Source organism: Cupriavidus neocaledonicus (genome assembly GCF_000372525.1).
GTDB classification, from domain to species: domain Bacteria; phylum Pseudomonadota; class Gammaproteobacteria; order Burkholderiales; family Burkholderiaceae; genus Cupriavidus; species Cupriavidus neocaledonicus.
The window spans coordinates 117,431-135,635 of record NZ_AQUR01000093.1 but is presented as its reverse complement, the minus strand read 5'-3'; the positions used below and the strand labels follow the sequence as shown (position 1 = coordinate 135,635).

Below are 18,205 nucleotides of genomic sequence, written 5' to 3'. Positions count from 1 at the left end.
TCGGCTGCTTCGGCTGCTTCGGCTGCTTCGGCTGCTTCGGCTGCTTCGGCTGCGTCGGCTGCGTCGGCTGCGTCGGCTGCGTCGGCTGCGTCGATGGCCGGCAAGTCCTGCGGCGCGACGACTTCGCCGACCAGGCCGTTGCCATCCATCAGGGCGCTTTCCATGCCGGCGTCTTCCGCCGGCGCCAGCGACATGGACTCGGGCTCGCTGCCCTCCTCCATCGCGGAACTTGCCACGGCGTGGGCTACGGCGTCGGCGTCGTGATCGGGCTCGCTTGCTGTGCTTGCCGGTGCGGTCTCGCTCGTGCCTTCCGGCATGTCGACCAACAGCGCTGCGGCTTCGGCTTCGATGGGGGTTTCCGCCGCGGCATCGGCCAGCGGCTGTGTCGCCACCGGAAGGGCCTCCGGAGCGTTCGCATCGACGGCCGGATCTGCTGCCGCTTCGGGCATGGCCGCAGGCAACTGGTGCGCTGCCGGACCAGCATCCGGCACGGCCGCGGCTTTGCCCGAGAGGGCCTGCAACTCGGCCAGCAGGTCGAGCGCTTCCTGCCGGATCGCGGCAAGGGAAGGGGTATTGCCATCCAGCGCAAGGGCTTCGGCCGGGACGGCGGTGGCAGCTTCGGCCACCGGAACGGACGGCGTGGCCGGCGCCGTCATCACGATTTCCGGCGCTGGCGTCACGATTTCCGGCGCTGGCGTCGGCGCTGTCTCTGGCGCGGCGACAGCCTGCGCCGGTGCGACGGCATCCTGCGCGGCACTGGCGGGCGCCGGAATGGCGTCAGCGACCTCGGCCGGGGCGGTGGCGGTGGCGGCGACGACAGTGGTGGTGGTGGTGTCGGCGACGACGGTGGTGGTGGCGGTCGGCACGGCTGCCGCGGCGGCGGGCCTGGCGGACGCTTCCGGCAGTGTCGTGATCGCCGAACGGACCAGCGGCTGCGGCTGGCGGAACGGGCTGCTGACCACGGTGGCGCGCAGCGGCTGTGCCGGCCGCGGCGCGGGGGCCGGTGCGGGCGCGGCCGCGGCGGCCGGCTTGCGTGCCGCCGGCTGGACCGGACGCGGTGCCGCCGCGGCGGGAGCCGGCGCCGGCTGCGGGGCGCGCGCCGGCCTGGGCGCGCCCGGCGCGTCGGCATGATGCAGCCAGAGCTCGCCAGGCTGCGGCGGCGATTCACGGGTGCGGCGCGGCGGCTGCCAGGCCGGCTGGCGGCGCGCGGAGACGGCTTCGAAACTGCGATGGCGCGGCGCGGGCGCGCTCCAGCCGGCGTTGCCGGCTGCCGGTGCGTCGCGGCGCTCGGCCTCGCGCAGCGGCTGGGTGGCGGCGAAGGTCACCGGCGCCTCTTCCGGCGCCGCGGCGGGCGCGGCGGCGCGGCGCGGTTTGCGCGCGAACAGGCTGCGCCAGGTCTCGCCGAACACCATCGGCGCGGCCAGCGCCAGCACGCCCAGCATCAGCAGCAAGGCACCGGTCCAGCCGAACAGGTTGCCGAAGCTGCCGGCCAGCGCGCGGCCGACCCCGCCGCCGGCGGTCGATTCCGGATCCGCGCCGCTGGTCAGTGCCTCCAGGCTGGCGCTCGCGCACAGCACCGCCAGCGTGCCCAGCCACACGCGCAGCGAGCCCGGCCCGGCCAGGCGCCGCTCGCCGGCCAGCCAGCGCGTCACCAGCCGCCACAGCAGCGGTACTATCCAGAAAGTCGAAAACCCGAACCAGCCCAAACCCATTATCGACATGCCATCTTCAAAACATCGGGCAGCGATTGTAGCGGTTATGACAGGCGGCGATTGAATCGGAAAGCGCAAATATTCGTAACGCGGCGCGTTTTCCGCGCCATGGCGCAAGATGCCGGCGCGCCATGGCGCCGCCAGAGGCTGACGCAACCGCGCCGCGCTACCATTCGGCAAACCCGATCACATCGCATACCGGCGGCCCGCCGCCCTGCCCTACCCATGCCAATCCGTTACGCCAGGCTGCGCATCCTCGTCGTCGAAGACCACCCGTTCCAGCGCGCCGCCGCCGAAGGGCTGCTGCGCCATGTCGGCGTGCAGGCCGTGGCCAGCGCGCACAACGGCACGCAGGCGGCCGAGCTGCTGGCGCGCGAGCCGTTCGACGTGGTGCTGTGCGACATCGAAATGCCGGGCGGCAACGGCCCCGAGCTGATCGCCGAGCTGCACCGGCGCGGCCCGCGCGCCTTCGCCGGCGCGCCGCCGGTGTGGGTCTGGGTCACGGCGCTGGCCGAAGACATCCTCGAGTCCAACCGCGGCCTGGCGCATGCCGCCGGCATCCCGCGCGTGCACGCGCTGCGCAAGCCGCTGGCGCCCGATGCGCTGGAAGTGATCCTGGCCGATGCGCTGGTGCGCCAGGACACCGAGGCCGGCGTGCCCGCCTGGACTCCCGACGCCGAGGAACTGCTCGCCGCGACCCGTGCCGGCACGGACCTGCTGGTCATGCTGCAGCCCCAGCACGAGATTGCCAGCGGCCGCCTCGCCGGCGCCGAAGCGCTGGTGCGCTGGCGCCATCCCGAGCATGGCCTGGTGCCGCCCGATCAGTTCATCCCGCAGCTCGAGGCGCTGGACGCGGCCGACCCGGTGTTCTTCCTGGTCGCGCGCCAGTGCCTGGCGGCGCAGCAGCGCCTGCGCGCCGCCGGCGTCGGGATTGCGATGGGCCTGAACGCTTCGGCGCAGACGCTGTGCCGGCCGGGCGTGCTGGAATCGTTCGATGCGCTGGTGGCCGCCAGCGGCGTGCCGCGGCAGGCGCTGACGGTGGAGCTGACCGAAGGCTACCCGGTGCCCGACACGCTGGCGCTGTCGGTCGCGCTGAACCGGCTGCGGCTGCTCGACTATGGCGTCGCGATCGACGATTTCGGCGTGGGCATCGCCACGCTCAAGCTGCTGGCGGACCTGCCGTTCAGCCAGCTGAAAGTGGACCGCTCGTTCGTCGCCGCGGTCGACGGGCACGGCCAGCGCGCCACGATCTGCCGCAGCATGATCGGCCTGGCCCGGGAGCTGGGGCTGGAGTGCGTGGCCGAAGGCGTCGAGACCGACGCCCAGCGCGCCGCGCTGCGGGCCCTGGGCTGTCCGCTGGGCCAGGGCTATCTGTGGTCGGCGCCGAGGCCGGCGGAGGCCTTCGTCGCGGACGCGATCGAGCGGGCGACGACAACGCCGCCGGCCTGATCCGCTCCGCCGCCGGCCCTACTGCCCGACCCGGAACGGATACTTGGCGAAGATCTGCGCCACGGTCTTGTCGATGCGCTGCTGGGCGCTGGCCTTGTCGCTGGTGTCGACGCTGCCGACCGCCACGCCTTCCCACACCAGCTTCATCTGGCGCCGGTCGACCAGGTCGATGTTCACGGTGCCCTCGGTGTAGCGGTAGACGTCGTTATAGAAGCCGTAGCCCGGCCACGGCGCATACAGCCCGCCGCGATAGCCGTAGTAGCCCATCATCGGCGCCGGTGCCGGGCTGACCTCCACCTTTTCCTGCAGCCTGGCATTGAAGTTGACCAGCAGGTCCGGCGCCTGCGCCGCGTAGCGGTAGCCGCGCGCACCCAGTTCGCGCTGGACCGCGCTCTTGAAGTACTGGGTGGTCAGGCTTTCATAGCCGGCGCGGTCGGTGCCGGGACGCTCGACGAAGCCGAAGGTGCGGTAGGCGCTGAAGTCCGTCGCGGGGTTGTAGTCGGTCTTGATGTCGGGCACGCTGGCGCAGCCCGACAGCAGCAGCGCCGCGACCGCCGCGGGGAACGTTCCCCGGATCGCCACAGGGAAGAGTTGCCGGAACGCATTCACGATACACCTCCAGGAACTGACGGCGGCGCGCGGGGTTGCGGGTCGCGCTAGTTGAGCTTGCCGTTGATGCCGCCCACGCTGAGCCGGCCCGCCCCCAGCAGCAGCACCGCCAGCGCCGCCCCCAGGTACATGCCCTGCAGCTCCAGGGCCCAGCCGCCGGTATTGGACAGCATGCCAAGCTCCCTGGTATGCACCAGCGCGACGGCAAACAGCATGTTGAGCGCCACCACCAGCGCCGCCAGCCGGCTCCACAGCCCGATGATCAGCAGGATCGGCGCGACGATCTCGCCCAGGTAGACCCCGTAGGCGACCCAGGCCGGCAAGCTGGCGTCGGCGACCACCTTCGACACGAAACCGATGCCGGACGCGCCCGTGACCTTGGCGATGCCATGCATCAGGATCAACACGCCAAGCACGATGCGCAGCAGCGCCTTGCCCAAGTCCTGGGAACCCTGAGAGCCACCCATGGCCATTCTCCTTGCCGTTGTCTGTGAGAGGTTATCGTTCCGTGCGCCTTAGCCCTCACGCGCACGGTTCGCCCCTGTACCTTAGTGCTAGGCGGCGTGAACGTAAAGCCGCAAATGCGCGACCTGGCCCGCCCCGGACACGGCCCGGCAGCGTCCTGGCACGCGACGCCGGCACGTGCCGCGTGCAGCGCTACACCACGCGGTGCATCGGCGGCGTGCGCGGCTGCTGCATGCCGACCTTGTGCGCGCACTCGGGCAACACCTCGCCCAGGAAGTCGAGGAAGCGCCGGGTGGCCGGCGTCACTCCCTTGCGCGACGGGAACACCGCGTGCAGCGTGCCGACCGGCATGTCGTACTGCGGCAGCACCAGTTCCAGCTCGCCGTTCTCCAGCGCTTCGCGGCAGAACATGCGCGGCAGCATGGCCACGCCGACGCCGGCGATGGCGGCCTCGCGCAGCAACGCGAACTCATCGGTGACCAGGCGCGGGTCGTAGGCGATCTGGATCGAATCGCCGCTCTTGCAGCGCAAGGTCCAGGCGTGCTTGCCGTCGTGCGGCTGCTGGCCCACGCCCGGCATGCCGTCGAGCGCCTGCGGCGTGCGCGGCCGGCCGATGCTGTCGAGCAGCCCCGGGCTGGCCACCAGCATCAGTTCGCTTTCGCCGAAGGTGCGCACCGCCAGGCTGGAGTCTTCCATCACCTCGCGCACGCGCAGCGCCAGGTCGAAGCCCTCGCCGATCACGTCGACGCGCCGGTTGGTGGTTTCCATCTCGATCCGCACCGCCGGGTTGGCGCGCATGAAGTGGCCGATCGCCGGCGCCAGCAGGATCTGGGCGATGGCGATCGGGCAGCTGACCCGGATCGTGCCGCCGGGCTGCTCGCGCGCCTGCTCGATGACCTCGCGCGCGGCCTCAGCCTCGTTGAGCATGGCGCGGCAGCGTTCGTAGAAGGATTCCCCCAGCGGGGTCACGCGTACCTGGCGCGTGGTCCGGCGCAGCAGCTGCACGCCCAGGTCGCGCTCGAGCTGGGCGATGCGCCGGCTCAGGCGCGACTTGGGCACGCCGGTGGCGCGGCTGGCCGCGGAAAAACTGCCGTGCTCGACCACTTGGGCGAACAGCGACAGGTCGTTGAGGTCTTGCATGGATGGCTCCGGAGTCACGCGGACGGCCTGCCATCCAACGGGAAGGCCGCCCGGCATGGCGTTGCATCGGTAGAACAATCCTTTGCATTTTGCCTCACTACCGATACCAATGGCCAGCCGCTATCTTTCCTTCATCGCAACCGCACCCTTGTGGAGAAAGACATGAACATCCTGCAGATCGATTCCAGCGTCCTCGGCGACAACTCCGTTTCGCGCAGCCTGACCGCCAGCGTGGTGGCCGACCTGGTCGCCGCCAACCCCGGCGCCACCGTGACCGTGCGTGACCTGGACCAGGATGCCCCGGCGCACCTGTCCGGCAACCTGCTGCCCGTGCTGGGCGGCCCCAAGGACGGCCTGAACGCCGTGCAGCAGGCCGAGCTGCAGCGTACCGAGCAGTGGCTGGCCGAGTTCCTCGCCGCCGACGTGCTGGTGGTCGGCGTGCCGCAGTACAACTTCAGCATCCCGAGCCAGCTCAAGGCCTGGATCGACCGCATCGCGCAGGCCGGCCGCACCTTCAAGTACACGGAGAACGGCCCGGTGGGCCTGGCCGGCGGCAAGCGCGTGATCGTGGTGTCGTCGCGCGGCGGCGTGCGCCAGGATGCCAACGCGCTGGACCTGCACGAGCAGACCGTCGACGTGGTGCTGCGCTTCCTGGGCATCACCGACATCACCTACGTGCGCGCCCACGGCCTGGCGATGGGACCGGAGTTCCGCGAAGCCGGGCTGGCCAGCGCCCGCACCGAGATCGCGGCGCTGAACGACGCCAGCCGCCTGGCGGCCTGACGCCCGCTGCAGTCGCGGCGGCCGCGCCGGCGCTGTAGGACGGCGCCGGCTCGCCCCGGGACCGGATCGGGTCTATGATGGTTCGGGGCGCTACGGCGCCCCGCGTGCCATGGGCGGCGCGCGGCCGCAGGCCCCTGGCCGCGGCGGCGCACCGCCTGCAGTCATCGACCGATCCAACCCGGGAGCCCGCATGACTTCAGCCCTGTTGCCAGGAGCCGCCCTCCATCCGCCGCACGAACCCGCCCTGCTTTCGCAGTACCGGCATGTACGCGCCGCCACCGAGACCCTGGTGGCCGACCTGTCCGATGCCGATGCCACCGTGCAGTCCATGGACGACGCCAGCCCGGCAAAATGGCACCTGGCGCACACCACGTGGTTCTTCGAGGAATTCGTGCTGGCCGCGCGCCTGCCGGACTACGAGCCGGTCGACCCGGCTTATCGCTATCTCTTCAACTCGTACTATGAAGCGGTCGGCGCGCGCCATCCGCGGCCGCAGCGCGGGCTGCTGACGCGCCCGTCGCTGGACGAGGTACTGGCCTACCGCGAGGCTGTCGACGAGGCGATGCTGGCGCTGCTGGGCAGCGCCCAGACCGACGACGAGGCGGCGCTGATCACGCTCGGCCTGCAGCATGAACAGCAGCACCAGGAACTGCTGCTGACCGACGTGCTGCACCTGTTCGCGCAGAACCCGCTGCGCCCCGCCTTTGCCCCGGAACTGCCCGCGCCCGTGATTGCCGACCCGCGGCCCGCGCCGGACTGGATCGGCTTCGACGGCGGACTGGTCGAGATCGGCCACCGCGGAGAGACCTTCGCCTTCGATTGCGAAACACCGCGCCACAAGACCTACCTGGCTCCCTTCACGCTGTGCTCGCACCCGGTCAGCAACCGGCAATGGTTCGAGTTTATCGAGGATGGCGGCTACCAGAGCGCCGGGCTGTGGCTGTCCGACGGCTGGCGCTGGGTCGGCGAGCAAGGCATCCAGGCGCCGCTCTACTGGGAAGAGCGCGAAGGCACCTGGTGGCAGATGACGCTGCGCGGCATGCACCCGGTCGACCCGGACAGCCCGGTGACCCACGTCAGTTTCTACGAGGCCGACGCGTTCGCGCGCTGGGCCGAGCGCCGGCTGCCGACCGAGGCGGAATGGGAGCACGCGGCCAGCCGCCTGCCGGCCACCGGGAATTTTGTCGAGGGGCGCGCGCTGCGGCCGCTGCCGGACCGGCAGAACACCGCCGGCGTGCTGCGCCAGATGTTCGGCGACGTCTGGGAATGGACCGCCAGCGCCTTCCTGCCCTATCCGGGCTTCCGCCCCAATGCGGGCGCGGTGGGCGAGTACAACGGCAAGTTCATGAGCGGCCAGATGGTGCTGCGCGGCGGGTCGTGCGTCACCCCCGAATCGCATATCCGCGCGACCTACCGCAACTTCTTCTATCCGCACCAGCGCTGGCAGTTCACCGGCGTGCGGCTGGCCGACGACGCCTAGGCCGGGGCCCAGTATGGCGCCAGCCAGCGCCACGCCAGCCAGGCCAGCGCCACCCACACCAGCACGATGACCACGGCGGCCGCGCGATTGCGCGGCCGTTGCGCATGGGTGGCCTGCCAGGCCTCGGCGCGACCGCGGCATTCGTCCTTGACCGCGACGGGAATCATCCGCAGCGTGAGCCAGATGCCCAGCGGCACCAGCAGCACGTCATCCAGATAGCCCAGCACCGGGATGAAATCCGGAATCAGGTCGATCGGGCTGAAGGCATAGGCCACCACCAGCGCGCCCAGCAGCCGTGCCGCCCATGGCGTGCCGGGGTGGCGGCTGCAGAACCACAGCGTCAGCAGGCTGCCCTTGAGCCCGCGCGCCCACTGGCGCAAGCGCGAACCGCTGGCCATTGCCGCGCCGGCTTACCAGCCCTTGCCCTGCGGCGCCGCGGGGCGCTGGCCGCCGGGCTCGGCGACGGGCGGCTTCAGCGGCGGCGCCGGCACGATCGGGGTCTGCGGATACAGCTTCTGCCAGCGCGCCTTCAGGCCGCGGGCGATCTCGGCCTGGTTGTAGCGCTCGGCAAAGTCGATCACGGTCATGCCCTGCTGGTTCTTCAGGCGCATGTCGGCGCCTTCGTCCAGCAGCAGCTTGACGGTCTCGATATGGCCGCCGCGCGCGGCCATCATCAGCGGCGTGGTGCCGTTGGGGCTTTCGGCGTCGATATACGCGGCATGGTCGACCAGGTACTTGACCACGTCGTTGTGGCCGTTGGTGGCGGCATAGTGCAGCGGGGCCCAGCCGGTCTTGTTGATCTCGGCCTCCATGTCGTCGACCATCAGCTTGACCATGTCGAGCTGGCCCTGCAGCGCGGCCATCATCAGCGGGGTCTCGCCGGCCGGGTTGGCCTTGTCGAAATCGATGTCCTTGGCGCGGATCAGCACCGTGGCCGCCTTCAGCGACTTCTCGCGCAGCGCCAGCACCAGGGCCGGATTGCCGCGGTTGTCGACCACATTGGGGTCGACGCCCTTTGCCAGCAGCTTCTTGACGGTATTGGCGTCGTCGAATTCCACCGCCTTGCGCATGTCGTCGGCCGGCGCGGCCTGCGCGAGTGCGGCCGCGGCCAGCGCGACAGCGCCGGCGGTACGGCGGACAAACTTCATGTCAAACATGAGATTTCCTGTCGATGTGCTTGAATAGATTGAAGAAATTTTCCGATGTCTGTTCCGCGACCAGTTCCACTGGCAGTCCGCGCAACTGCGCGATGAATTCGCCCACGTGACGCACCCAGGCCGGCTCGTTGGTCTTGCCGCGGTAAGGCACCGGCGCCAGGTAGGGCGAATCGGTCTCGATCAGCATCCGGTCCAGCGGCACCTTGCGCGCGGTTTCCTGCAGGTCCGCCGCGCTCTTGAAGGTGACGATGCCGGAGAACGAGATATGGAAGCCCTGGTCCAGCGCCTGGCGGGCAACCTCCCAGGTTTCGGTGAAGCAGTGCATCACGCCGCCGGCTTCGCCCGCGCTTTCCTCGCGCATCAGGCGCAGCGTGTCGTCGGCCGAGGAACGGGTATGGATGATCAGCGGCTTGCCGGTCTGGCGCGCGGCGCGGATATGGGTGCGGAAGCGTTCGCGCTGCCATTCCATCTCGGCGATGCTGCGGCCGTTGAGCCGGTAGTAGTCCAGCCCGGTCTCGCCGGTGCCGACCACGCGCGGGTGGGCGGACAGCGCCACCAGCCGCTCCACGGTCGGATCCTCGCCCTCTTCGTAGTCGGGATGCACGCCGACCGATGCGTACAGGTTGGGATGCTGCTCGGCCAGCGCCAGCACGCGTGGGAAGTCTTCCAGCGTGACCGAGATGCACAGCGCGTGTGTGACCCGGTTGGCGCGCATGTTGTCCAGCAACTCCGGCAGGCGCGCGGCCAGTTCGGGGAAATCGATATGGCAGTGGGAATCGACAAACATGGGAAATCTCTGGTGCGATGCTCGGGAACGTTCAGCCAGCGCTCAGGCCGCGTCGACGCGGCGGCCGACGATGATCAGGTCGCGCTCGACGCCGTCGAGCACGGCCACGCGCGGCAGGTCGCCCCAGCGCGTGAAGCCCAGCGCCGCGAACAGGCCCAGGCTGGGCGCGTTGTGGCCGAAGATAAAGCCGAGCAGCGTGTTTACGCCGACCGTGGGCGCATGGTCGATGGCCTGCTGCAGCAGGTAGCGCCCCAGCCCCTGGCCGCGGCGCCGTGCGTCCAGGTAGATCGACACCTCGGCGGTCGCGCCATAGGCCGGGCGCCCGTAGAAATCGGAAAAGCTCATCCAGCCGGCCATGCTGCCGTCGGCGTCCTCGCACACCCACAGCGGACGGCGCCCGGGCTGGTGGGCGTCGAACCAGGCCTGGCGCGAGGCCACCGTGACCGGCTCGGTATCGGCGGTGACCATGCGCGAGGCCACGGTGCTGTTGTAGATGGCGACGATGCCCGGCAGGTCGCGGGGCTCGGCAATACGTAACGAAAAATGCATTGAGAATCAAAGAATTGCGAGCAAAATCTCGCAACATTCATAAGGTTTGGGTGGGGCGCCCGGACTCCAGCATCTTGCCCAGGATCTCCTCCACCGCGCGGCGAAGGTTGCGCCCGTTGTCGTCGTCGGGCAGATGCACGCCAACGCCCGGCGTTTTCATCGGCGTGCCTGCGGGGGTGATCCAGGCCACGTGGCCCGCGATCTGGTATTTCTGCGGCCGGTCCAGCAGCGACAATACCAGGAACACCTGCTCGCCCAGCCGGAACGGCCGGTTCGACGGCACGAAGATGCCGCCGCGCGCCAGGAACGGCATATAGGCCGCGTACAGCCCGGCCTGGTCCTTGATCGACAGCGACAGCACGTTGGGGCGCGAGGCCACCCCGCCGCCGCTTCCTGTGACGCTACCCAAGCCCGCTTCGGCCGGCCCGGTGCCGGCGACTGCCGTGTTCATGGTTGACCCCCTGAATGACGTTGCTGCTTGTTGTTATCGCTTGTTGTTATCGCCTGGTCTTATGCACCGCGCCCGGCCGCCTGCCGCGCTAGCGGAACAGCTGCCGGTACTCCAGGAATACCGCTTCCATCACCAGCCGCGCCGCGAGCGGATGGTTCTCGCTGCGGCGGTGCGCGTTCAGGCGCGCGGCAAAGCCCTGCAGGCCGTATGCATCGGTAGCGCCGGCGCAGCGCGCCAGCACGGCGCGCTCCCGCGGGAAGTAACGAGGCGTGGCACCGCCATCCAGGCGTAGCGCCAGCAGATCGTACGTCCAGCGCTGCAGGATGCCAAGCACGGCGGGCACCGGGAGCTTCTGCAGTTGCTCGGCCGCCGCGGCGGCGTCGAAGGCGGCCGCGGCGCCAAGCTGGCCGACCAGCCAGCGCTGCAGCGGCTGCTCTTCCGCTTCCGCAGCATGCAGCGCGGTCAGCGGCGAACCGCCGGCCAGCGCCAGCTGGGCCTCGGCGTCCGCCACGCCCTGCCCACGCAGCCACGCCAGCGCGGCCTCGGGGGTCGGGCGCTGGGCCGAGAACTGGCGGCAGCGCGACAGAATGGTCGGCAGGATGCGGTCGAGGCGGTCGGTCACCAGCAGGAACACGGTCGAGGGCGGCGGTTCCTCCAGCGTCTTCAGCAAGGCGTTGGCGCCCTCGGCCTGCAGCGCGTCGAGCGGATAGACCACCACCACGCGCAGCCCGGCGCGGTGCGTGCCCACGCCGACGGCCTCGATCAGCGCGCGCACCTGCTCCATGCGGATGATCTTGCTGGGCGCCTTCTTCTTGCCGCCCTCGTCGGTCTCCGCCTCGGCCGAGGCATCGAGGGCCTCGGGCCGCACCACGGTGAAGTCCGGGTGGTTGCCCTGGCTGAACCAGTGGCAGGCGGCGCACTGGCCGCAGGGCTGCCCGTCCGCCAGCGGCGCCTCGCACAGCAGCCCCTGTGCGAAATGCAGTGCCAGGTCGCGCTTGCCGATGCCTTGCTGGCCGTGGATCAGCAAGGCATGCGGCAGCCGCTCGCGCAGCGCGCCCAGCCGTTGCCAGTCTTCTTTCTGCCAGGGATAGAGCATGTAAATCAGTAGGTTAGCGATCCAATTTCAAGTACTGGCTGAATATTGCCGCGACGCCGGATAAAAACTGCTGGCAAATCACATAGTTGCAAGGATCTTCTCAAGTTCGTCGCGAATATCGGCAATGCTGCGGGTGCCGTCGATGACGCGGAAGCGCTGCGGCGACTGGGCCGCACGGCGCAGGTACTCGTCGCGGGTGCGCTGGAAGAAGGCGCGCGATTCGGCCTCGAACTTGTCCGGCGTGCGCGCGGCGGCCAGGCGGGCGCTGGCGGTCTCCAGCGGCACGTCGAACAGCAGCGTCAGGTCCGGCTGCAGGCCGCCCTGGACCCAGCCTTCCAGCGCTTCGAGCCGCTCGGTGGCCAGGCCCCGGCCGCCGCCCTGGTAGGCGAAGGTGGCGTCGGTGAAGCGGTCGGAAATGACCCACTTGCCGCGCTCCAGCGCCGGGGCGATGACTTCGGCGATATGCTCGCGCCGGGCCGCGAACATCAGCAGCGCTTCGGTTTCCAGGTGCATCTTGCGGTGCAGCAGGATCTGGCGCAGGTCTTCGCCCAGCGACGTGCCGCCGGGCTCGCGCGTGGTGACGACGCCGGCGATGTCGGCGCGCGCGCGCAGGCGGTCGGCAACCCAGTCGATGTGGGTGCTCTTGCCGGCGCCGTCGATGCCCTCGAAGGTAATGAATTTTCCGCGCATGGAATGCCTATTTGCCGCGCTGGTACTTGTCGACCGCGCGGTTGTGTTCGGGTAGCGAGTTGGAGAAATGGCTGCTGCCGTCGCCGCGGGCGACGAAGTACAGCGCGTCGGACGGCGCCGGCATGGTCGCCGCCGCCAGCGAGGCCAGCCCCGGCAACGCGATCGGCGTGGGCGGCAGGCCGGTGCGGGTGTAGGTATTGTACGGGGTGTCGGCCTGCAGGTCGCGCTTGCGCAGGTCGCCGTCGAAGGCCTCGCCCAGGCCGTAGATCACGGTCGGGTCGGTCTGCAGCAGCATGTTCTTGCGCAGCCGGTTGATGAACACCGCGGCGATCATCGGGCGCTCGGCGGCCTGGCCGGTTTCCTTCTCGACGATCGACGCCATCACCAGCGCCTCGTACGGCGTCTTGTAAGGCAGGTCGGGCGAGCGCGCGTTCCAGGCCTCGTTCAGGCGGCGCTGCATGGCGCGGTAGGCATGCTTGTAGAGCTCGAGGTCGCTGCTGCCGCGCGCGAACAGGTAGGTGTCGGGAAAGAACAGCCCCTCGGGGGAAGGCTCGGGCGCGCCGATGGCTTTCATCAGTTCGGCGTCGGTCATGCCGCGGGTGTCGTGGCGCAGCGCCGGGCTGGCGTCGACCGCGGCGCGCATCTTGCGGAATTCCCAGCCCTCGATCACCGTGACCACGTAGTGCGTGACCTCGCCGCGCGCCAGCTTGCCCACGATCGACAGCGGCGTGGCACCGGTTTCGAATGTATAGCCGCCGGCCTTGAGATCGGCCCCGTGGCCGGTCAGGCGCGCCAGCACCATGAACAGCCGCGGGTCCATGCCCACACCGCCACGCTGGATCTGCCGGCCGACGCTGGCCACGCCGGAATTGGGCTTGATCACCACTTCCACCGGCGACTTGCTCAGCGCCACCGGGTGATTGGCCCACCACGCGAAGCCGCCCGCGGCCGCCAGCGCGAACACCAGCACGGCAAGCCCAAGGCTGAGGAATAAGCGTTTCATGTATCAGTCGTAGGGACCGGCCCCGGCACCGTCGGCGCAAGCACGCGCCGCAGCAGGCTGCCGGCGCCGGCCGAAAATCTCGTAGCCCCATATAATAACCGGCAGCCTGGCACCGACCGTGAGCCGTGGCGCCGGCGCCTCCCGCGCGCCCGGCACCGCGGACCGTCGGTGCGGCCCGTTTATCTTCCCTCCCTGATTTGCCTCGACGATTGCCTCGCAATGCCAGCACTGAATCCCCAAGCCCAGCAACTCGCCGCAAACCTTGACGCGCTGCAGGCCGGCGGCGTGGTGTGCACCCCGGCCGGGCTCGGCCTCGTTCGCGTGGCGGGCGACGATGCCGCCAGCTTCCTGCACACCCAGCTGACCAACGCGGTCGAAGACCTGGCGCCGGGCACGGCGCGCCTGGCCGGCTACTGCTCGCCCAAGGGCCGGCTGCTGGCCACCTTCCTGATGTGGCGCGACGCCGACGGCATCGTGCTGCAACTGTCGGCCGAGATCCAGGCCCCGGTGCAGAAGCGGCTGTCGATGTTCGTGCTGCGCGCCAAGGCAAAGCTGTCCGATATCACCGCGACCCACGTCATCCTCGGCGTGGCCGGCGCCGGCGCCGCCGGGGCGCTTGCCGCCGCCGGGCTGCCCGCGCCGGAGACGGCCTTTGCCGTGGCCGCGGCCGAAGGCGCCACCGTGATCCGCCTGCCCGACAGCGCCGGCCAGCCGCGCTGGCAGCTGGTGCTGCCGGCCGGGCGCGCCGACGCGGTGCGCGCGGCGTTGTCCGCCACGCTGACGGCTGCCGCGCCGGCGCTGTGGGACTGGCTCGAAGTGCAGTCGGGCCTGCCCCGCATCGTCGCGGCCACGCAGGAGCAGTTCGTGCCGCAGATGATCAATTTCGAGCTGGTGGGCGGCGTCAATTTCCGCAAGGGCTGCTATCCGGGCCAGGAAGTGGTGGCGCGCAGCCAGTACCGCGGCACGCTCAAGCGCCGCATGTGGCTGGTGCAGGGCGAAGGCGAGGTGCCGGCGCCCGCCGCCGAGATCTATCGCCCGGAAGACCCGGGCCAGCCCTGCGGCATGATCGTCAACGCCGCGCCCGCGCCCGATGGCGGCTGGGCCGCGCTGGCCGAGCTGAAGATCGATGCCGCCGGCAGCGCGCTGCGCCTGGGCAGCGCCGGGGGCGCGGCGGTGGCCACCGCCACCCTGCCCTACGCGGTGCCGCTGGGCGAGGCCGCCCAGGCCGCCGGCTGATTGCCACAGGACCCGCCATGAGCGATCACCTCTACGTCTATTTCCGTGTGCCCGAGGCCGTCGCCGCCGAGGCGCTGCCGCACTGGCACCGCTGGATGGAAACGGTGGCCGAAGCCACCGGAATTGGTGGTACGCTGATGCGCAGGCCGGAAACCCGCGCCGGTGTGCAGACCTGGATGGAGTGCTACGCCGACGTGCCGCCCGCGTTCGATGCCACGCTGCAAGGGCTGTGGCGCCAGAGCGGGCTGGAACAATGGGTGGATGGCGAGCGGCGCGCCGAACACTTTATCGACCTCGATGTGCTGTAGGTGACGTGCTGTAGGTGACGTTCTGCGGGCGCCCGGGGAGGTGTCGGCGCCGTCGGACTGACGTACGCGGGAACCGCTGGCGCGGCAGCCGCGCGGCAAAGGAAGCAAAACGATGTGTCTGATCCTGGTTGCCTGGCAATCCCACCCGGACTATGCCCTGGTCGTGGCCGGCAACCGCGATGAATTCTATGCCCGCCCCGCGGCGGCCGCGCACTGGTGGCAGGATGCGCCCCAGGTGCTGGCCGGCCGCGACCTCGCCGAGGTCATCGGCGAGCCTGGCACCTGGATGGGCGTCAACGCCGACGGCCGTTTCGCCGCCCTCACCAACTACCGCGCCCCGTCCGAAAAACGCACCGACGCGCGCTCGCGCGGCGAACTGGTGGCGGGCTTCCTGCGCGGCCACGCGGCCCCGTTCGACTACCTCGACGGCCTTGCCGGCGAAGACGGCGCCTATAACGGCTTCAACCTGCTGGCGAGCGACCTGCGCGAACTGTGGTGGTACAGCAACCGCTCGGCGTCGCGCCAGCCGCAACGGCTGCGTCCGGGCCTGTACGGCCTGTCCAACGCACTGCTCGACACCCCCTGGCCCAAGGTGCGCAGCCGCGTCGGCGCGCTGGCCGAAGTGCTGGCCGCCGACAGCGGCCAGGCCACCGCCAGCGCCGAGCCTTACCTGCAGATGCTGGCCGACGAACGCCAGGCCGCGGATTTCGAGCTGCCCGCCACCGGCGTGGCGCCGGAGTGGGAAAAGCTGCTGTCGTCCGCCTTTATCCGCTCGCCGATGTACGGCACGCGCGCCAGCACGGTACTGCGCATCCGCCACGACGGGCGCTTCGACCTGAACGAGCGCAGCTTCGACGCCGATGGCCGCATCGGCGACGTGGCCTACCACGGCACGCTGAACCTGTCGCGCGACACCGGCATCGTGCCGGCGCCCCGCTGAGGGCCGCGCCGGCGCCTTATCCCCGCAGGCGCTTGCGCATCTCGACGTGCGCGATGCCCGCCTCTTCGAACTCCGGCCCCACCTGCTCGAAGCCCACGCGCGCATAGAACGGCGCCGCGTGGGTCTGCGCGTTGAGCACCAGTTCCGCATAACCCAGCTGCTCCGCCTTGCGCATCAGCGCCTCCAGCACCAGCGCGCCGACACCGCTGCCGCGCGCCGGCTTCAGCACGGCCATGCGGCCGATATGGCCGTCGGGCAGCAGCCGGCCGGTGGCCAGCGGCGAGCCGTCGTCGGCCAGCGCCAGCGCATGCCAGCTGGGCTCGTCCCATTCGTCCCATTCCAGTTCCACCGGCACGCCCTGCTCCTCGACGAAGACGGTGTAGCGGATGGCGCGCGCGCGTTCGCGGGCTTCGGACCAGGGGCAGATCAGGACTGTGGTGGACATGGCGGTGAATGCGGCAGTGAAGACAAGACGCGTCCGCGCCGAGCACGGACGGGCGCCAATGATACGCCTGCGCCCGAGGGACTGGCAGGCGAGCGCCGGAAGCACCATTGTGGAGCCAACTGCGCACCTCCACCGCTCTTTTGCACCAACTGAGGGTATACCCCGGGTCGGCAGCCGCATAGCAAATTTGTATGATGACCTGATTACCGAATCACCGGGAAACTTGCCGTGTTCCAGAAAGTCCCTGCCCGCGCCCTGACCGACAACGTCGCCGAACAGCTGCTGGACAAGATCCAGAGCGGCGCCTTCGCCCGCGGCGACAAGCTGCCCACCGAGGCGGTGCTGTCCGAGGAGTTCGGCGTCAGCCGCACCGTGGTGCGCGAGGCCATCTCCCGGCTCAAGTACGAAGGCGTGGTCGAGTCGCGCCAGGGCAGCGGCGTGTTCGTGACGCTGCAGGCCGGCATCCGGCCCCTGCGCATCGACTACACCGACACCGGCACGCTGGAAGCGGTGCTGCAGATCGTCGAGTTGCGCCGCGCGATCGAGGCCGAGGTCGCGGCGCAGGCGGCCCGGCGCCGCACCGATGCCTCGATGGCGGCGATCGACGCCGCGCTGGCCCGCCTCGACGAGGTGGTGGCGCAGGGCGGCGATGGCGTCGCCGAGGACGTGGGCTTCCACCGCGCCATCGCCGAGGCCACCGGCAACCCCTATTTCCTCAAGACGCTCGAGTTCCTCAGCCAGTACCTGGAAGCCGCCACGCGCGTGACCCGCACCAACGAAGCGCGGCGCGCGGACTTTTCGCGCCAGGTGCGCGAGGAACACCAGGCCATCGTCGCGGCGATCCGCGCCGGCGACCCGCTGGCCGCGCGCAATGCCGCGCAGAACCACATGTACAACGCCGCGCACCGGCTGGCCCAGCTGGGCGCCGACGAGAGCGGCGCCACGCACGGCGCCAGCAACTGAAGCGCGCCGCAAGCACCGAATCATCCGTATCTGTTTCAGGGAGTCCTTATGTCCAGGAATATCGGCGTCATCGGCCTTGGTGCCATGGGCTTTGGTGTCGCGCAGTCGCTGCTGCGGGCCGGTTTCAACGTGCACGCCTGCGACCTGCGTGCCGAAGTGCTGCAGCGCTTTGCCGATGCCGGCGGCGTGCCGTGCGCCTCGCCCGCCGAGCTGGGCCGCCGCTGCGACGTGGTGCTGACGCTGGTGGTCAACGCGCAGCAGACCGAGGCCGTGCTGTTCGGCGCCGACGGTGCCGTGGCGGCGATGCAGCCGGGCAAGCTGGTGATCGCCAGCGCCACGGTGCCGCCGGGCTTTGCCGGGACCCTGGGACAGCGCCTGGCCGAAAAAGGCCTGCTGATGCTCGACGCGCCGGTCTCGGGCGGCGCCGCGCGCGCCGCCAGCGGCGAGATGACCATGATGACCTCCGGCCCGGCCGAAGCCTATGCGCTGGCCGAGGACGTGCTGGCCGCCATCGCGGGCAAGGTGTACCGCCTGGGTGCCGCGCACGGTGCCGGCTCCAAGGTCAAGATCATCAACCAGCTGCTGGCCGGCGTGCATATCGCCGCCGCCGCCGAAGCGATGGCGCTGGGCCTGCGCGAAGGCGTGGACCCGGACGCGCTCTATGACGTGATCACCCACAGCGCCGGCAACTCGTGGATGTTCGAGAACCGCGTGCCGCATATCCTGAAGGGCGATTACACGCCGCTGTCCGCGGTCGACATCTTCGTCAAGGACCTGGGCATGGTGCTCGACACCGCGCGCACCAGCAAATTCCCGCTGCCGCTGTCGGCGGCCGCGCACCAGATGTTCATGATGGCCTCGACCGCAGGCCACGGCGGCGAGGACGATTCCGCGGTGATCAAGATCTTCCCGGGCATCGAACTGCCCGGCCAGGCCGAATAA

The 18,205-nt window shown here is 70.2% G+C and carries 21 protein-coding genes; 8 read left to right on the top strand and 13 right to left on the bottom strand.

Annotation, left to right across the window (positions count from 1 at the left end):
* Positions 1–1,721 (bottom strand): DNA translocase FtsK 4TM domain-containing protein (locus tag A3AG_RS0113710; protein ID WP_240619844.1); only part of this gene is annotated, 1,721 nt, incomplete at its 3' end.
* 216 nt (positions 1,722–1,937) lie between these two features.
* Between A3AG_RS0113710 and A3AG_RS0113705 the strand changes: the two genes are divergently transcribed.
* On the top strand, positions 1,938–3,161 hold the full coding sequence (locus tag A3AG_RS0113705) for an EAL domain-containing response regulator (RefSeq protein WP_018005959.1): 1,224 nt from the start codon (positions 1,938–1,940) through the stop codon (positions 3,159–3,161).
* Between the two features lie 18 nt (positions 3,162–3,179).
* Here A3AG_RS0113705 and A3AG_RS0113700 read toward each other — a convergent pair whose 3' ends face one another.
* The 3 genes from A3AG_RS0113700 to A3AG_RS0113690 all read right to left on the bottom strand — a co-directional run bounded on the left by A3AG_RS0113700 (position 3,180) and on the right by A3AG_RS0113690 (position 5,375).
* Entirely contained in the window at positions 3,180–3,770 is a 591-nt protein-coding gene (locus tag A3AG_RS0113700; RefSeq protein ID WP_370866954.1) for a DUF4136 domain-containing protein, read from the bottom strand.
* A 47-nt stretch (positions 3,771–3,817) separates the two neighbouring features.
* Positions 3,818–4,237 carry a DoxX family protein gene (locus A3AG_RS0113695; protein ID WP_018005957.1) on the bottom strand — a complete coding sequence of 140 codons (420 nt, stop codon included), beginning with the start codon at positions 4,235–4,237 and terminating at the stop codon, positions 3,818–3,820.
* A 190-nt stretch (positions 4,238–4,427) separates the two neighbouring features.
* Entirely contained in the window at positions 4,428–5,375 is a 948-nt protein-coding gene (locus tag A3AG_RS0113690) for a LysR family transcriptional regulator (RefSeq protein WP_018005956.1), read from the bottom strand.
* 162 nt (positions 5,376–5,537) lie between these two features.
* Between A3AG_RS0113690 and A3AG_RS0113685 the strand changes: the two genes are divergently transcribed.
* Positions 5,538–6,158 (top strand): FMN-dependent NADH-azoreductase, encoded by a 621-nt coding sequence (locus A3AG_RS0113685; protein WP_018005955.1) that lies wholly within the window; start codon positions 5,538–5,540, stop codon positions 6,156–6,158.
* Positions 6,159–6,348: 190 nt separating this feature from the next.
* Positions 6,349–7,638: an ergothioneine biosynthesis protein EgtB gene (gene egtB / locus A3AG_RS0113680; protein WP_018005954.1), complete on the top strand. Its 1,290-nt coding sequence runs from the start codon at positions 6,349–6,351 to the stop codon at positions 7,636–7,638.
* Here egtB and A3AG_RS0113675 read toward each other — a convergent pair.
* The 8 genes from A3AG_RS0113675 to mltG all read right to left on the bottom strand — a co-directional run bounded on the left by A3AG_RS0113675 (position 7,635) and on the right by mltG (position 13,371).
* Entirely contained in the window at positions 7,635–8,036 is a 402-nt protein-coding gene (locus A3AG_RS0113675) for a YkvA family protein (protein ID WP_018005953.1), read from the bottom strand. The genes egtB and A3AG_RS0113675 overlap by 4 nt on opposite strands.
* A gap of 12 nt (positions 8,037–8,048) precedes the next feature.
* Positions 8,049–8,795: an ankyrin repeat domain-containing protein gene (locus A3AG_RS0113670; RefSeq protein ID WP_018005952.1), complete on the bottom strand. Its 747-nt coding sequence runs from the start codon at positions 8,793–8,795 to the stop codon at positions 8,049–8,051.
* Positions 8,788–9,582: a TatD family hydrolase gene (locus tag A3AG_RS0113665; protein ID WP_018005951.1), complete on the bottom strand. Its 795-nt coding sequence runs from the start codon at positions 9,580–9,582 to the stop codon at positions 8,788–8,790. The genes A3AG_RS0113670 and A3AG_RS0113665 overlap by 8 nt, the downstream gene beginning before the upstream one ends.
* Positions 9,583–9,624: 42 nt before the next feature.
* Positions 9,625–10,131 (bottom strand): GNAT family N-acetyltransferase, encoded by a 507-nt coding sequence (locus A3AG_RS0113660; protein WP_018005950.1) that lies wholly within the window; start codon positions 10,129–10,131, stop codon positions 9,625–9,627.
* A 37-nt stretch (positions 10,132–10,168) separates the two neighbouring features.
* Positions 10,169–10,582 (bottom strand): PilZ domain-containing protein, encoded by a 414-nt coding sequence (locus tag A3AG_RS0113655; protein WP_018005949.1) that lies wholly within the window; start codon positions 10,580–10,582, stop codon positions 10,169–10,171.
* Positions 10,583–10,670: 88 nt separating this feature from the next.
* On the bottom strand, positions 10,671–11,678 hold the full coding sequence (locus tag A3AG_RS0113650; protein ID WP_018005948.1) for a DNA polymerase III subunit delta': 1,008 nt from the start codon (positions 11,676–11,678) through the stop codon (positions 10,671–10,673).
* A 78-nt stretch (positions 11,679–11,756) separates the two neighbouring features.
* A complete protein-coding gene (tmk, locus tag A3AG_RS0113645; protein WP_018005947.1) occupies positions 11,757–12,368 on the bottom strand; it encodes a dTMP kinase in 612 nt (203 codons plus the stop codon).
* Between the two features lie 7 nt (positions 12,369–12,375).
* Complete coding sequence (gene mltG / locus A3AG_RS0113640; RefSeq protein WP_018005946.1) at positions 12,376–13,371, bottom strand: endolytic transglycosylase MltG; 996 nt, start codon at positions 13,369–13,371, stop codon at positions 12,376–12,378.
* Between the two features lie 219 nt (positions 13,372–13,590).
* On the opposite strand from mltG, the gene ygfZ reads away from it, so the two are divergent.
* From ygfZ to A3AG_RS0113625, 3 genes are all read left to right on the top strand, one after another.
* On the top strand, positions 13,591–14,607 hold the full coding sequence (gene ygfZ / locus A3AG_RS0113635; protein WP_018005945.1) for a CAF17-like 4Fe-4S cluster assembly/insertion protein YgfZ: 1,017 nt from the start codon (positions 13,591–13,593) through the stop codon (positions 14,605–14,607).
* A 17-nt stretch (positions 14,608–14,624) separates the two neighbouring features.
* Complete coding sequence (locus A3AG_RS0113630) at positions 14,625–14,915, top strand: DUF4936 family protein (RefSeq protein ID WP_018005944.1); 291 nt, start codon at positions 14,625–14,627, stop codon at positions 14,913–14,915.
* A 112-nt stretch (positions 14,916–15,027) separates the two neighbouring features.
* On the top strand, positions 15,028–15,855 hold the full coding sequence (locus A3AG_RS0113625) for an NRDE family protein (protein ID WP_018005943.1): 828 nt from the start codon (positions 15,028–15,030) through the stop codon (positions 15,853–15,855).
* A 16-nt stretch (positions 15,856–15,871) separates the two neighbouring features.
* Here the strand turns inward: A3AG_RS0113625 and A3AG_RS0113620 are convergent, their stop codons facing one another.
* A complete protein-coding gene (locus A3AG_RS0113620; protein WP_018005942.1) occupies positions 15,872–16,300 on the bottom strand; it encodes a GNAT family N-acetyltransferase in 429 nt (142 codons plus the stop codon).
* 228 nt (positions 16,301–16,528) lie between these two features.
* Here A3AG_RS0113620 and A3AG_RS0113615 point away from each other — a divergent pair, with 228 nt between their 5' ends.
* Both A3AG_RS0113615 and ltnD read left to right on the top strand, forming a co-directional pair.
* Positions 16,529–17,263, top strand: a complete 735-nt coding sequence (locus A3AG_RS0113615) for a FadR/GntR family transcriptional regulator (RefSeq protein ID WP_018005941.1) — start codon at positions 16,529–16,531, stop codon at positions 17,261–17,263.
* A 48-nt stretch (positions 17,264–17,311) separates the two neighbouring features.
* The gene (gene ltnD / locus A3AG_RS0113610; RefSeq protein ID WP_018005940.1) at positions 17,312–18,205 is read left to right on the top strand and encodes an L-threonate dehydrogenase; all 894 of its coding nucleotides are present in this window, start codon (positions 17,312–17,314) and stop codon (positions 18,203–18,205) included.

Coding starts and splice junctions, on each gene's coding strand:
- A3AG_RS0113670 (WP_018005952.1), bottom strand. CDS start 8,795: ATGTTTGACATGAAGTTTGTCCGCCGTACCGCCGGCGCTGTCGCGCTG.
- A3AG_RS0113625 (WP_018005943.1), top strand. CDS start 15,028: ATGTGTCTGATCCTGGTTGCCTGGCAATCCCACCCGGACTATGCCCTG.
- tmk (WP_018005947.1), bottom strand. CDS start 12,368: ATGCGCGGAAAATTCATTACCTTCGAGGGCATCGACGGCGCCGGCAAG.
- ltnD (WP_018005940.1), top strand. CDS start 17,312: ATGTCCAGGAATATCGGCGTCATCGGCCTTGGTGCCATGGGCTTTGGT.
- A3AG_RS0113630 (WP_018005944.1), top strand. CDS start 14,625: ATGAGCGATCACCTCTACGTCTATTTCCGTGTGCCCGAGGCCGTCGCC.
- A3AG_RS0113695 (WP_018005957.1), bottom strand. CDS start 4,237: ATGGGTGGCTCTCAGGGTTCCCAGGACTTGGGCAAGGCGCTGCTGCGC.
- ygfZ (WP_018005945.1), top strand. CDS start 13,591: ATGCCAGCACTGAATCCCCAAGCCCAGCAACTCGCCGCAAACCTTGAC.
- A3AG_RS0113705 (WP_018005959.1), top strand. CDS start 1,938: ATGCCAATCCGTTACGCCAGGCTGCGCATCCTCGTCGTCGAAGACCAC.
- A3AG_RS0113690 (WP_018005956.1), bottom strand. CDS start 5,375: ATGCAAGACCTCAACGACCTGTCGCTGTTCGCCCAAGTGGTCGAGCAC.
- A3AG_RS0113665 (WP_018005951.1), bottom strand. CDS start 9,582: ATGTTTGTCGATTCCCACTGCCATATCGATTTCCCCGAACTGGCCGCG.
- A3AG_RS0113675 (WP_018005953.1), bottom strand. CDS start 8,036: ATGGCCAGCGGTTCGCGCTTGCGCCAGTGGGCGCGCGGGCTCAAGGGC.
- mltG (WP_018005946.1), bottom strand. CDS start 13,371: ATGAAACGCTTATTCCTCAGCCTTGGGCTTGCCGTGCTGGTGTTCGCG.
- A3AG_RS0113650 (WP_018005948.1), bottom strand. CDS start 11,678: ATGCTCTATCCCTGGCAGAAAGAAGACTGGCAACGGCTGGGCGCGCTG.
- A3AG_RS0113660 (WP_018005950.1), bottom strand. CDS start 10,131: ATGCATTTTTCGTTACGTATTGCCGAGCCCCGCGACCTGCCGGGCATC.
- A3AG_RS0113685 (WP_018005955.1), top strand. CDS start 5,538: ATGAACATCCTGCAGATCGATTCCAGCGTCCTCGGCGACAACTCCGTT.
- egtB (WP_018005954.1), top strand. CDS start 6,349: ATGACTTCAGCCCTGTTGCCAGGAGCCGCCCTCCATCCGCCGCACGAA.
- A3AG_RS0113655 (WP_018005949.1), bottom strand. CDS start 10,582: ATGAACACGGCAGTCGCCGGCACCGGGCCGGCCGAAGCGGGCTTGGGT.
- A3AG_RS0113620 (WP_018005942.1), bottom strand. CDS start 16,300: ATGTCCACCACAGTCCTGATCTGCCCCTGGTCCGAAGCCCGCGAACGC.